The sequence below is a fragment of the Kitasatospora sp. NPDC004615 genome (genome assembly GCF_042873545.1).
Taxonomy (GTDB): domain Bacteria; phylum Actinomycetota; class Actinomycetes; order Streptomycetales; family Streptomycetaceae; genus Kitasatospora.
Map to the genome: position 1 here is coordinate 653,900 of NZ_JBIALQ010000005.1, position 12,636 is coordinate 666,535.

The 12,636-nt window shown below is 72.3% G+C and carries 12 protein-coding genes; 6 read left to right on the top strand and 6 right to left on the bottom strand.

The annotated features are described in order from the left end of the window. Positions 1 to 70 precede the first annotated feature (70 nt). From ACFYS8_RS20975 to ACFYS8_RS20985, 3 genes are all read left to right on the top strand, one after another. Positions 71 to 1,045: an EamA family transporter gene (locus ACFYS8_RS20975; protein WP_387642999.1), complete on the top strand. Its 975-nt coding sequence runs from the start codon at positions 71 to 73 to the stop codon at positions 1,043 to 1,045. 82 nt (positions 1,046 to 1,127) lie between these two features. Continuing rightward, positions 1,128 to 1,970, top strand: coding sequence for a polysaccharide deacetylase family protein (locus ACFYS8_RS20980; RefSeq protein ID WP_387643000.1), 843 nt, complete (start codon positions 1,128 to 1,130; stop codon positions 1,968 to 1,970). 61 nt (positions 1,971 to 2,031) lie between these two features. Beyond that, entirely contained in the window at positions 2,032 to 3,024 is a 993-nt protein-coding gene (locus tag ACFYS8_RS20985) for a ketopantoate reductase family protein (protein WP_387643001.1), read from the top strand. 31 nt (positions 3,025 to 3,055) lie between these two features. Here the strand turns inward: ACFYS8_RS20985 and ACFYS8_RS20990 are convergent, their stop codons facing one another. After that, the gene (locus ACFYS8_RS20990) at positions 3,056 to 3,874 is read right to left on the bottom strand and encodes an SDR family NAD(P)-dependent oxidoreductase (RefSeq protein ID WP_387643002.1); all 819 of its coding nucleotides are present in this window, start codon (positions 3,872 to 3,874) and stop codon (positions 3,056 to 3,058) included. Positions 3,875 to 4,113: 239 nt separating this feature from the next. Here ACFYS8_RS20990 and ACFYS8_RS20995 point away from each other — a divergent pair, with 239 nt between their 5' ends. Continuing rightward, positions 4,114 to 4,977 carry a 3-hydroxybutyryl-CoA dehydrogenase gene (locus ACFYS8_RS20995; protein WP_387643003.1) on the top strand — a complete coding sequence of 288 codons (864 nt, stop codon included), beginning with the start codon at positions 4,114 to 4,116 and terminating at the stop codon, positions 4,975 to 4,977. A gap of 73 nt (positions 4,978 to 5,050) precedes the next feature. On the opposite strand, the gene ACFYS8_RS21000 is transcribed toward ACFYS8_RS20995, so the two are convergent. Both ACFYS8_RS21000 and ACFYS8_RS21005 read right to left on the bottom strand, forming a co-directional pair. Next, on the bottom strand, positions 5,051 to 5,437 hold the full coding sequence (locus ACFYS8_RS21000; protein WP_387643004.1) for a hypothetical protein: 387 nt from the start codon (positions 5,435 to 5,437) through the stop codon (positions 5,051 to 5,053). 205 nt (positions 5,438 to 5,642) lie between these two features. Beyond that, positions 5,643 to 6,467: a chitosanase gene (locus ACFYS8_RS21005; protein ID WP_387643005.1), complete on the bottom strand. Its 825-nt coding sequence runs from the start codon at positions 6,465 to 6,467 to the stop codon at positions 5,643 to 5,645. Positions 6,468 to 6,657: 190 nt separating this feature from the next. Here ACFYS8_RS21005 and ACFYS8_RS21010 point away from each other — a divergent pair, with 190 nt between their 5' ends. Continuing rightward, on the top strand, positions 6,658 to 7,146 hold the full coding sequence (locus ACFYS8_RS21010; RefSeq protein WP_387643006.1) for a GNAT family N-acetyltransferase: 489 nt from the start codon (positions 6,658 to 6,660) through the stop codon (positions 7,144 to 7,146). Here ACFYS8_RS21010 and ACFYS8_RS21015 read toward each other — a convergent pair. Continuing rightward, positions 7,127 to 8,365, bottom strand: coding sequence for an MFS transporter (locus tag ACFYS8_RS21015; RefSeq protein WP_387643007.1), 1,239 nt, complete (start codon positions 8,363 to 8,365; stop codon positions 7,127 to 7,129). The two genes, ACFYS8_RS21010 and ACFYS8_RS21015, sit on opposite strands and share 20 nt — an antisense overlap. 152 nt (positions 8,366 to 8,517) lie before the next feature. On the opposite strand from ACFYS8_RS21015, the gene ACFYS8_RS21020 reads away from it, so the two are divergent. After that, a complete protein-coding gene (locus ACFYS8_RS21020; protein ID WP_387643008.1) occupies positions 8,518 to 8,907 on the top strand; it encodes a hypothetical protein in 390 nt (129 codons plus the stop codon). Between the two features lie 78 nt (positions 8,908 to 8,985). On the opposite strand, the gene pheT is transcribed toward ACFYS8_RS21020, so the two are convergent. Together pheT and pheS are read right to left on the bottom strand one after the other, a co-directional pair. Continuing rightward, the gene (gene pheT, locus ACFYS8_RS21025) at positions 8,986 to 11,496 is read right to left on the bottom strand and encodes a phenylalanine--tRNA ligase subunit beta (protein ID WP_387643009.1); all 2,511 of its coding nucleotides are present in this window, start codon (positions 11,494 to 11,496) and stop codon (positions 8,986 to 8,988) included. Further along, a complete protein-coding gene (pheS, locus tag ACFYS8_RS21030; protein WP_030464253.1) occupies positions 11,496 to 12,617 on the bottom strand; it encodes a phenylalanine--tRNA ligase subunit alpha in 1,122 nt (373 codons plus the stop codon). Before pheS ends, pheT begins: the two co-directional genes overlap by 1 nt. Between the last annotated feature and the right edge of the window lie 19 nt (positions 12,618 to 12,636).

Consider the following 12,636-nt stretch of genomic DNA (forward strand, 5'->3'; position numbering starts at 1 on the left):
AAAGTGGTCCTCTCCACCAGCCCACAGGTGGCCCTGGGAACCAGACCACCCCGCCCCTAGCGTCACAACCATGCCCACCACCACCGCCCCAGCCGCAACACCCCCGCACACCGCGCACACCGCAAGCTCGCGACTGCCGGGTTCCCTCCAAGCCGCCGCCGCCATGACCCTCCTCGGCTGCTCCACCGGCGTCACCGCCGCCCTCTCCTCGTACCCGCTCGCCGCCGGCCAGGCCCTCCGCTACGCCCTCGCCGCCGCCGTCCTCCTCCCTCTCGCCCGCCGCCAGGGCCGCCTCACCAGACGGCTGACGGCACGCGAACTGGCGCTCCTCCTCGCTCTCGCCGCCACCGGCCTCTTCGCCTTCAACCTCCTGATGGTCACCGCGTTGCGCCACACCGACCCGGCAGTGGTCGGCAGCATCGTCGGCTGCACCCCGCTGCTGCTGGGCGTCCTCGGACCGCTCCTCGCCCGCCGCCGCCCCGCCGCCCGGCTGCTCGCGGCGGCCGCCCTGGTGGTGGTCGGTGCGGCTCTCACCCAGGGTTTCGGCTCCGGCGACACCGTCGGGTTGCTCTGCGCCACCGGCACCTTGCTCTGCGAGGCCGCGTTCTCCCTCCTCGCCGTTCCGCTCCTGCCCCGTCTCGGACCGGTACGCGTCTCGGCGTACACCGTCGCCCTCGCAGTCCCGCTGTTCGCCGCGACGGCCGCCCTCTCCCCCACCTCCCCGCGTCTGCCGACCGGGACCGAGCTGCTCGCCTTCCTCTACCTGTCGCTGCTGATGACGTGCGTCGCCTTCCTGCTCTGGTACTCGGCCCTGACCCGGCTCACCCCGGAGCACGCCGGCCTGTTCGGCGGCCTGATCCCGCTCACGGCCACCCTCTCGGGCGCCGTCCTCACCGCCACCGCCCCCACCTCGCTCCAACTGCTCGGCGCCACCCTGGTCACCGCCGCGCTCCTCCTCGGCCCACCCCGCCCCACAAAGCACTCGCCCACCACAAAGCACTCGCCCACCACCGAGCACCCGGCCCCCGAGCACCCAACTCCCTGACCCGCCACCCGAAACCGAAACCCCACTCGTCCGGACGGCAGCCGCTGTCACACCCCGAGGGCTCTGCGTAGGGTGGGCCGCGATGACACTCGACCGCCGCAGTGTTCTGCGTTCCTCCGCCCGGCTGGCTGCTCTCACCGCCACCGTCGGCCTCACCGCCACGTGCAGCGCCGGCACCGACGGAAACCGCAACGGAGCCGCCTCCGTCGCGGCCCGCCCGCAGCCCTCCCACCTCGCGGAGGACCCGAGCCCGAGCCCGAGCCCGTCCCCGTCCGCCGACCCCGAGACCGAAGAGGCCCCCACCCTCCCCCCGCTGGCTCCGGACACCCCGCAGGAAGTGGTCACGGGGCCGCACAGCCGCCCGCAGCTCGCCCTGACGTTCCACGGGCAGGGAGACCCGGCGGTCGCGACGGCGCTGCTGACGGCGGCCGAGCAGCGCGGGGCGCGGCTGACCGTCCTGGTGGTGGGCAGTTGGCTGGACGAGCAGCCGCAGATGGCGCAGCGGATCCTCGACGGCGGCCACGAACTGGGCAACCACACCCAGAACCACCTGGACATATCCGCGATGCGCCCGGACCAGGCCCGCGACGAGATAGCCCAGTGCGCCGAGCGCCTGCAGCGCCTGACGGGGTCGATAGGCCGCTGGTTCCGGCCGTCCGCGGCGCAGTACGCGACGCAGATGGTGAAGGACCAGGCGCAGCAGGTCGGCTACCAGCACATACTGTCCTTCGACATCGACCCGCTGGACTACACCGACCCGGGCTCGGACATCGTCACCCAGCGCGTTCTGAAGTCGGCGGCGGCCGGTTCGGTGGTCGCCCTGCACATGGGCCACCAGGGCACCGTGACGGCTCTGCCCGCCATCCTCGACGGACTCGACGCCAAGGGCCTGCACGCGGTGACAGCCTCCGAACTCTGCTCGTAGCAGACGCCCCCAAAAGCACCGGGCCTCAACTCCCGCTCCCCGCCCGTGCGATGCTCACCCCATGCGCTATCTCTTCCTCGGCGCCGGCGCGGTCGGCGGCACCATCGGCGGACGTCTGCACCAGAGCGGCCACGACGTGGTCCTGGTCGCCCGCGGCCCGCACCTCACCGCCCTGCGCAAGGACGGCCTGCGCCTGACCACCCCGGACGGCACGCACCACCTGCCCGTCCCGGCGATCGGCGGGCCGGACGAGATCGACCTGATGCCGGACGACGTACTGGTGCTGGCGGTGAAGACCCAGCATTCGACGGAGCTGCTCGACCAGTGGGCGCCCCGCCCGGTCGCCGGCGGCGGCACGGCGGGCGAGCGCCTGCCGCTGGTGTGCGCGCAGAACGGGGTGGAGAACGAACGGATCGCGCTGCGCCGCTTCGCCCGGGTGTACGGGATGTGCGTGTGGCTGCCGTCCACGCACCTGGAGCCGGGCCGGGTCTCGGCGGCGGGCTCGCCGCGCTCGGGCATGCTGCACCTGGGCCGCTACCCGCAGGGAACCGACGGCCTCGCCGACCGGATCGCCGCCGATCTCACCGCCTCGTTCTTCGACGCGCCGGTGACCGACCGGGTGATGGAGTGGAAGTACGCGAAGCTGCTGGGCAATCTCGGCAACGCACTGGAGGCGGTGGCCGGACCGATCGACGGCGACCTGCGCGAGCAGGTGTGGCAGCGCGTCCAGGCGGAGGGCCGGGCGGTGCTGGCGGCCGCCGGGATCACCCACCCGTCCTCGGACGAACAGCGGGCCACCCGCGCCGACCGCGTGACGCTGGTGCCGCTCAACGGCGAGCAGCGCGGCGGCGGCTCCTCCTGGCAGAGCCTGATGCGCGGCACCGGCGACATCGAGGCGGACTGGCTGAACGGCGAGATCGTCCTGCTCGGCCGCCTGCACAACATCCCGACCCCGGTCAACGCGGCCCTCCAGCGGCTCGCCGGCGCCTTCGCCCGAGAGGGCCGCCCGGCCGGCTCACTCCCGGACGCCGACCTGGCCGCACTCCTCCTCTAAAACGTCCTCCTCTGAAACGCTCAGCACACCGTCACGCCATCGGATCATCGGGCCCGTACGGCCGCAGCCGCAGCGTCCGCGCGTCCGCCTCCCGCATCGCCTCGGCGGACGCGACCAGCGTCTCCAGGTTGTCCCGCCCGGCGTGCAGGAAGCGTCCGTGCAGCGCGTCGAAGCGCCCGCGGGCGGCGTCCACCGTGACGGCCACCATGTAGGGAATGGAGCCCCACTCGCTCCGGTCCCGGAACATCGGCATGTCAGCGGTCATGTCCGTCCGGACGGCGCCGGGGCTGATGTCCAGCACCACGATGCCGTGCTGCCCGACCGAGTCGGCGATGTTGTCGGACAGTTGCAGCAGCGCGCCCTTGGAGGTGGCGTAGGCGGTGTAGTTGCCGTCGGGGCGCAGCGCGAATCCGCTGTTGAGGTTGACGACCCGGCCGCGGCCGCGTTCCACCATGCCGGGCAGGACGTGGCGCAGCAGGTTGTAGGGGCCGCGCAGGTTGGTCTCGACGACCTGCCACCACTGCGCGGGGTCGGTCTCCCAGATCGGCACTTCGGCGCCGTCGACCTGCCCGGCGTTGTTGACCAGCAGGTCGACGGGGCCGAGGTCGTGTTCGACGGCGCGGACGGCTTCGCGGACGGCGCCGGGGTGGCTGACATCGGCGACGACGGCGACGCCGCGCGATCCGTGCCGGACGCACTCCTTGAGCGTGGCGATCAGCGTCTCCTGGGTGCGGCCGATCAGGCCGACGGCCATGCCCTCGGCGGCGAGGCCGATGGCGATCTCCCGTCCGATGCCGCGCCCGGCACCGGTGACCAGCCCGACCTGCCCGGCAAGTGATCCGGTTCCCATCTTCCTGCTCCCTCCTACGGCTGAACGTTCGCATTCTGGTGCCCGGCCGCGAAGCGCGAACGGGCGCACCGCCGATGCTCACCCGTTCGGAAGAGCGAAGCCGGGCACAGGTCCGGGGTGAACGAGCGTTAAGCCAGGTAGTACCGTCGTCCGGGCGGACTCGCCGGGCCCCGACCGGGGCGCGGTGGCCGTGACACCACCGGCTGGGTGACCCCCAGCTCCACGTGAAGGGCATCTGAGTGAGTGACATCGCGCGTGTCGGAGTAGTCGGCTGCGGCCTCATGGGGTCGGGCATCGCCGAGGTCTTCGCCCGTTCGGGCCTGGACGTGCTGGTCTCGGAGGCCAGTGGCGAGGCGCTGGAGCTGGGCCGGACCCGGCTGACCAACTCCCTGGAGACCGCGGTTCGGCGCGGCAAGCTGACCGAGGAGCAGCGCGACGAGGCGCTGTCGCGGCTGGCGTTCACCACCGAGCTGGCGGACTTCCACGACCGGGACCTGGTGGTCGAGGCGGTCGCGGAGCGCGAGGACATCAAGATCAAGATCTTCCAGACGCTGGACCAGGTGGTGAGCCGCCGGGACGCGATCCTGGCTTCGAACACCTCCTCGATCCCGATCGTGAAGCTTGCTGCGGCGACCAGCCGCCCCGAGCAGGTGATCGGCCTGCACTTCTTCAACCCGGCGCCGGTGCAGAAGCTGGTCGAGGTCATCCCGACGCTGACCACCTCGGCGGAGACCACCACCCGGGCCGAGCAGTTCGCCGTCGAGGCGCTCGGCAAGGAGCCGATCCGCGCCCGCGACCGGGCCGGTTTCGTGGTCAACGCGCTGCTGGTGCCGTACCTGCTGTCCGCGGTGCGGATGTTCGAGTCCGGCGTGGCCACGGCGGCGGACATCGACAAGGGCATGGAGGCCGGCTGCGCCCACCCGATGGGCCCGCTGCGCCTGTGCGACCTGATCGGCCTGGACACCATCGTCTCGATCGCCGAGTCGATGTACGACGAATACAAGGAGCCGCTGTACGCGGCCCCGCCGCTGCTGTCGCGGATGGTGGACGCGGGCCTGCTGGGCCGCAAGTCCGGCCGCGGCTTCTACGACTACACCGCATAACTCCGACCGCCCCCTTCGGCCGCCCCTTCTGCGAACCGGCAGGGGCGGCCGAAGGCGTTTCAGTGCGCGGCTCTCAGGGCGTGGCGTAGCGGGCGATGTCCACGACCCGGCAGCTGACCGGGCCTTTCGGGTCCGCGGTTCCCTGGGCCTGCTCGACGGCGTCCTGCGCGGGGGCGAGGGAGCTGGCGGCGGCGACGCCCTCGGTGATCTGGCGGCCGGCGTTGTCCAGGAAGGCGATCTGCACCACGTAGTTGCTGATGGTGGCGGTGTGATTGGTGATCCGGACGGTGGCGGCGGGCCAGTGCAGTTCGTCGTCGACGGCGCAGGCGGTCAGCTCGACGTCGCCGGTGCCCCGGTCGATCTCGTAAGCGAGTCCGGGCCCGCCACGGGCCGGTGCGCAGCCGCTCGCCGCGAGAACGACGGCCAGGCAGGTGGCGGTGACGGTCGCTCGGATGCGCATGGCTCCCCCTCGGAAACGGGCGCGGGTCGAGGCCGACGCTACCGACCGACCGGGGCACGGCGTCCCAGTTGTGTCCGAGTTGTAATAACAGTGCGCATTACGTGTGTTGACGAACCATCGACAACACCGTCGACAGCACCCGACGGCCCGGCCCCCGCAGCACCGCACGGAAGCCGGGCCGTCAACAGCCGCCCCTACGACCCGATCAGCTGTTGATCTGGTACGAGTCGCCGTACACCTTCCACTTCAGCGGCGGGTTGAGGTCGAAGTTCTTGGCGTTCAGGAACACCCGCTGCTCGGTGTCGACCCGGCTGGTGTCGGCGTGCGCCTCCTCCTGCTTCATGATCACCTTGCGGACGTCCAGGAAGGCGTTCAGGTAGGTCGCCTCGTCGCCGCCCTGGGCGGGCGTCTTGGCCTTCTTCATGGCTGCGGCGCGGATCCCGCCGAAGGAGTCGGAGCTGCTACCGGGGCCGTGCATCACGATGGCGTCGTAGTAGATGAACTGGCCGAGCGCCCGCAGCCCGTCGGACTTGGCCTGCTTCACCGAGGGGTTGAAGTACACCCGGTCGCGCTCGTCGTTCTGCGCGGTCTGGAAGACGGTGTCCTTGGCGGCGGTCTTCCAGTCGTTGACGAAGGCGGTGCCGAGGCCGGAGTGCGAGGAGCTGCCGTTGACCTTCTTCAGCGCGGGCAGGTACTTCGCCAGCACGTTGCCGGCCTTCAGGTCGGTGTAGTGCTGCACCAGTTCCAGCATGTCGCCGGTGCCGGAGCAGAAGCCGATGATCCCGGCGGTGTAGCCGCGGCCGTCGCCGATGTCCTCGATGTACTGGTACTGGGCCTTCCAGTCCAGCGAGGAGTTCTCCGCCGAGGAGACCAGCTGCATGGCGATCTCCTTCTTGTGCGCGTCGTCCAGCCCCACGGACGCCGCGGCGGCGGTGCCCGCCCCCGCGGTGGCCAGGGTGAGCGGGATGGCGGCGAACAGGACCGCGAGGGCGGCGCGGGTGGTGCGGTGCTTGGTCTGCATCTGACGCATCTGACACTCCGTCGGCCGGCTGCGGGCATGGGAGGACCCACAGGAGAGGGTTAGGAAAGTTTCCTAACAGGGATTGAAGCGTCCACCTCGCGGCCCCGCAAGACGTCCGGCAGCATCTGACGGGTACTCGCCAAAGAATGCGGCGGAAAACCGCTCGCCACCGTCGGCAAGCACCGCCATGCTGGCCCGAATGATGATCCGCGACGCCAACTCCGAGGACTGGCCGGCCATCTGGCCGTTCTTCCACCGCATCGTCCGCGCCGGCGAGACGTTCACCTACCCGGTCGACCTCACCGCCGACACCGCCCGCGACTGGTGGATGCTGACCGCGCCGAACCGCACCGTCGTCGCCGTCGACGACGACGGCACGGTCCTCGGCACCGCCAAGATGAACAACAACCAGTGGGGCAACGGCGCGCACATCGCCAGCGCCAGCTTCATGGTCGACCCCGACCACGCCGGCCGCGGCACCGGCCGCGCCCTGTGCGAGCACACCCTCGACTGGGCCCGCCAACAGGGCTACCGCGCCATGCAGTTCAACGCCGTCGTCGCCAGCAACGCCCCCGCCGTGCACCTGTACGAGTCACTCGGGTTCACCGTCCTCGGCACCGTCCCCGAGGGCTTCCGCCACCCCACCCTCGGCCTCGTCGGCCTGCACATCATGCACCGCCCGCTCTGACCCCACCCGCCGCCTCCCGCCGCACCGCCCGGCGGGAGGCCACCGTCACCACCAGCGAGAGCGCGGCCAGCAGCCCGATCGCCCACCCTGGCTCCACCACCTGCGCGAGCGCGCCCCCGACGGCCGCGCCGATGCCCTGCCAGGTGATCCGCCCGGCCGACTCCACGCCCTGCACCTGCCCGCGCTCCGCGTCCGGCGTCAACGCCAGCAGCCGTTCCTGCAACGGCAGCGTCGCCGCGAACCCCACCCCGGCCACACCCACCGCGAGCACCGCCACCGCCACCGGCGGGCGCGGCGCCAGCAGCAGGAACGGCCCCGCCAGCAGCAGCCGCAGCGGATACGCCCACCGCGCCCGCCCGGCCTCGTCCAGCAGCCGGCCCACCACCAGGTCGCCCAGCAGCATCCCGGTCGAACCCGCCGCCAGCAGCAGGCCGGCCGAGGCGGGCGCGTACGGCAGGAACAGCGCCTCGCAGCCCACCACCAGCCCGTTCGGCACCCACAGGTTCAGCAGCAGCGCCCGCCGCCCCGGCCGTCCCAGCAGCGCCACGTTGCCCTGCCAGGTCTCCCGCAGGCCCGGCCGGCGCGCCGTCCGCACCGAACGCTCCCGCACCGTCGCCGCCACCACTGCGGTCGCCAGCGCCGCCAACACCCCGGCCAGCACGAACACTTGGGACGGGCTCAGCACCGCCAGCAGCGCCCCGCCGAGCGCGAACCCGAGCACCGCCGCGCCGCCCGCCGTGATGTTCATCAGCGACCGGGCCGGCGCGTAACCGGAGGCCGGCACGATCTCCGCCAGCAGCCCCATCCGCGCGCCCGTGCCCAGCGACTGGAAGAACCCCACCACCAGCAGCAGCCCGAACCGCGCCACTAGCGGCAGCCCGGGCACGGCCTGCGCCGCCACCGCCACCAGCGACAGGCCGTGCAGCGCCACCAGCGTCCGCCGCGGCCGCCCGCCGTCCGCGACCGACATCAGCGTCAACGCGCCCGCCACCGCCGCGAACGACGACCCGAACATGCTCAGCGCCGTCAGCAACGGCGACCCGGTCCGCGCCTGAACCAGCGAGCCCAGCGCGAAACCCGACAGCGTCCCCGACGCCGCCGTCAGCGAGAAACTCGCGTACAGCCCGGCGAACTCGCGCTGCCGCAGCAGCGCCAAGTACCCCACCGGGCCGGACGATTCAGCGGCACTCCCCGCACCCCACACCGTGTCAGAAGTCATGAAAAAAGCCTCCGACGCTGCCGCGGGGGCGCGTTCGAAGGCTGTCAGGGGGAACATACCAGCCCGGCCGGCCGGTTCGTCAACCGTGTTGTCCCGCACACCTTTTCGGTACCGGCCGCGCCCCGCGCCGCTGTTCTGGCACAGTGTCCCCCATGCGATCCGTCATCACCCGAACCGCCCTTGGCTGCCTGGCCCTCGGCGTCGCCCTCACCCTCACCTCGTGCGACTTCCCGGGCTCCAAGAGCAGCGACAAGAAGCCCGCCGCCGCCGCGTCCCCCTCGGACGACAACTGGGACCAGGCCGTCGACGCCGAGATCAACATGCTCAACGGGCTGAAGGATCTCGACCCGGACCTGATCAAGGACCAGCAGACGGCGATCGACGCCGCCGGCGAGGTCTGCAAGGAGATCAAGAAGTCCAAGGGCAACGACGCCGGCCTCGGCCAGGTCGCCGCCACCAAGTTCGCCGAGGCGAAGAGCGGCCTCACCGCCGCCGAGGGCGACAAGATCGTCACCGTGCTGAAGGACACCACCTGCAAGTAGCGCACACACGACGGAGCCCCGCCGCGCCGAGACCCGAAGGTCCCGGCCCGGCGGGGCTCCCGTCCGTAGCGGTAGCCGTCAGGCCCCGCGCAGCACCGCGCCGGTGCGCTCCGCGGCCACCGCGACGGCCGACTCGCGGGCCGCCGACGCCTCGTCCGCGGTCAGCGTCCGGTCCGCGGCACGGAACCGCAGCGTGTACGCCAGCGACTTCTTGCCCGCACCGGCCTGCTCGCCCGTGAACACGTCGAACAGCCGCAGCGACTCCAGCAGTTCGCCAGCGCCCTCGCGCAGCGCCAACTCCACGTCCGCCGCGTGCACGCCCGCGTCCACGATCAGCGCCACGTCCTGCGTCGCCACCGGGTACGCCGAGACCGGCGGGCCGGACACCCGGCGGCCGTCCTCGAACACCAGGTCCAGGTCGATCTCCATCGCGCTGGTGCGCTCCGGCAGGTGCAGCGCCTTGATGACCCGCGGGTGCAGCTCACCGGCGTGGCCGACGACCTCGTCACCGACCAGCAGCTCGGCGCAGCGGCCCGGGTGCCACGGCGCGTACTGCGCCTGGCGGACCGTCAGCTCCACACCGGCCGCCGCGGCGACCGTGCGGGCCGCCTCGATGGCGTCCGCCCAGCCGGACGGCGCGCCCTTGCCCCACCAGCCCGACGGCAGCCGCTCACCGGTCAGCGCGACGGCGACCCTGCGCGGCTGGTCCGGCAGCGCCGCGTTCAGCTCGGCGAGCTGCTCCTCGGTCGGACGGCGGTCCACCGGCAGCCGCGGCGCGACCTTCGGCTCGGCCTTCGGCAGGAACACCGTGCCGGTCTCGAACAGCGCCAGGTCGGTGTTGCCGCGGCCCACGTTGCGGCGCAGCGCGCCCAGCAGACCCGGCAGCAGCGTGGTGCGCAGCGCCGGCTCGGCGTCGTTCAGCGGGTTGACCAGCTTGACGGTGCGACGGCGGGCGTCGTCCTTGTCCAGGCCGAGGCCGTCGAACGCGGCCTCGCCGACGAACGGGTACGCGTTGATCTCCACGTAGCCGGCGCCGGCCAGCGCCACGCCGACCCGGCGGTGGAAGCGCTGCGCCTCGCTCAGGCCGCGGCCCGGCGGGACGACCGGCATCCGGGCGGGGACGTTGTCGTAGCCCTCGAGCCGGACGACCTCCTCGACCAGGTCGTACGGGTCGGTCAGGTCGGGCCGCCAGGACGGCGGGGTGACCTCCAGGACGTCCGCTCCGGCGACGCCGCAGCCGACCTCCTGCAGGCGGCGGGTGACGGTCTCGCGGCCGTACTCGGCGCCGGCCACCCGGTCGGGCAGGTCGGCGTCGATGGTGATGGTGCGCACCGGGCGCGGGGCGGCGATGTCGGTGACACCGGCCTCGGCGGTGCCGCCGGCGATCAGCACCAGCAGGTCCACGGCGCGCTGCGCGGCGGCCCGGGTGGCCTCGGGGTCGACGCCGCGCTCGAAGCGCTTGGACGCCTCGGAGGGCAGCTTGTGGCGCTTGGCGGCGCGGGCGATCGCGACCGGCTCGAAGTGCGCGGCCTCGATGATGATCTCGGTGGTGCCGGTGACGGCGCCGGTCTCCGGGTCGGTGACCGGCTCGAGGATCTCGGTGGCCGCCCCGCCCATCACACCGGCCAGGCCGATCGGGCCGGAGTTGTCGCAGATCAGCACGTCCTCGGCGGACAGCTTGCGCTTGACGCCGTCCAGCGTGGTCAGCGTCTCGCCCTCGGTGGCGCGGCGGACCAGGATCGGCCCGTCCACCCGCTCGCGGTCGTACGCGTGCAGCGGCTGGCCGACCTCCAGCATCACGTAGTTGGTGATGTCCACGGCCAGCGAGATCGGGCGGATCCCGGACTTCTGCAGGCGGCGCTGCAGCCAGATCGGCGACTTCGCGGCCGGGTCGACGCCGGTGACGGTGCGCGCCACGAAGCGGTCGCAGCCGATCGGGTCGGCGACCTTCACCAGGTAGCCGTAGGAGTTGGCCGGCGGCACGTCCAGCAGCGCCGGGTCGGCCAGCGGCAGGCCGTACGCGGCGGCGGCCTCACGGGCCACGCCGCGCATCGACAGGCAGTAGCCGCGGTCCGGGGTGACGGCGATGTCGAGGACCTCGTCGGCGAGCTGGAGCAGCTCGATCGCGTCGGTGCCGGCCTCGTACTCGGGCGGCAGCACGATGATGCCGTCGTGGTCGTCGCCCATGCCGAGCTCGCGGGCGGAGCAGATCATGCCGGCCGAGGTGTGGCCGTAGGTCTGCCGGGCGGAGATCGGGAACGGCCCGGGCAGCACGCCGCCGGGCAGGATCACCACGACCTTGTCGCCGACCTGGAAGTTGGTCGCGCCGCAGACGATCTCCTGCGGCTCGCCGGTGCCGTTGGCGCTGCCGACGTTGACGAAGCAGTGCCGGATCGGCTTCTTGAAGCCCGACAGCTGCTCGATCGACAGCACCTCGCCGACCACCAGCGGGCCCTTGATGTCGGTGCCGAGCTGCTCGACCGTCTCGACCTCGAGACCCGCGCGGACCAGTCGGGCCGCGACGTCGCGTCCGGTCTCACCCGCCGGCAGGTCGACGTACTCACGCAGCCAGGAAAGCGGGACGCGCATCAGATCTCCATCCCGAACGGGAGGGTGAAGCGGACGTCACCCTCGACCATGTCGCGCATGTCGGCGACGTTGTGACGGTTCATCAGGATCCGCTCCAGGCCCAGGCCGAACGCGAATCCGCTGTAGCGGTTCGGGTCGATGCCCGCGGCGACCAGCACCCGGGGGTTGACCACGCCGCAGCCGCCCAGCTCGATCCAGCCCTCCGAGGAGCAGGTCCGGCACGGGCGGTCGGGGTTGCCCACCGAGGCGCCGCGGCACACGAAGCACTGCAGGTCGATCTCGGCGCTCGGCTCGGTGAACGGGAAGTACGAGGGCCGCCAGCGCAGCTCCAGGCCGCCGCCGATCAGCTTCTCCACCAGCACCTCGATGGTGCCCTTCAGGTGGCCGAAGGTCAGGCCCTCGTCCACCGCAATCGCCTCGACCTGGCGGAACACCGGGGTGTGCGTGGCGTCCAGCTCGTCGGTCCGGTACACCCGGCCCGGGCTGACCGCGTACAGCGGCGGCTCGCCGGCCAGCATCGCCCGGATCTGCACCGGCGAGGTCTGGGTGCGCAGCACCATGCCGGAGTCGGCGGTGCCGTCGGGGGCCTCGACGAAGAAGGTGTCCTGCATCGAGCGGGCCGGGTGGTCGGCGTGCAGGTTGAGGGCGTCGAAGTTCAGCCACTCCGCCTCGACCTCGGGGCCGGACGCCACCTGGTAGCCCATCGCGACGAAGGTGTCCTCGATGCGCTCGGCGAGCGTGGTCAGCGGGTGCCGGGCACCGCGCGGGACGCGGCCGTAGGGCAGCGTGACGTCCACTGCCTCCTCGACCAGCACCCGGGCGTCGCGCTCCGCCTCCAGCTCGACCTGCCGCTTGGCGAGGGCCTGGTTGACCGCTCCGCGGGCCTGGCCGATCAGCTTGCCCGCCGCGGCCTTGGCCTGCGGGGGCAGCGCGCCGATCTCACGGTTGGCGAGCGAGAGCGGGGAACGGTCGCCGGTGTGCGCGACCTTCGCCTGCTTGAGCTCGTCGAGGTCGGCGGCGGCGGCGAAGGCGGCGATCGCCTCGTCCCGGGCCTGTTCCACCACCTCGGGCTTGAGGGCCTCGACCTCGACCGGGTCGTACGACTTGTTGGGTGCCGACATCTCTATGCTTCCCGTGCTC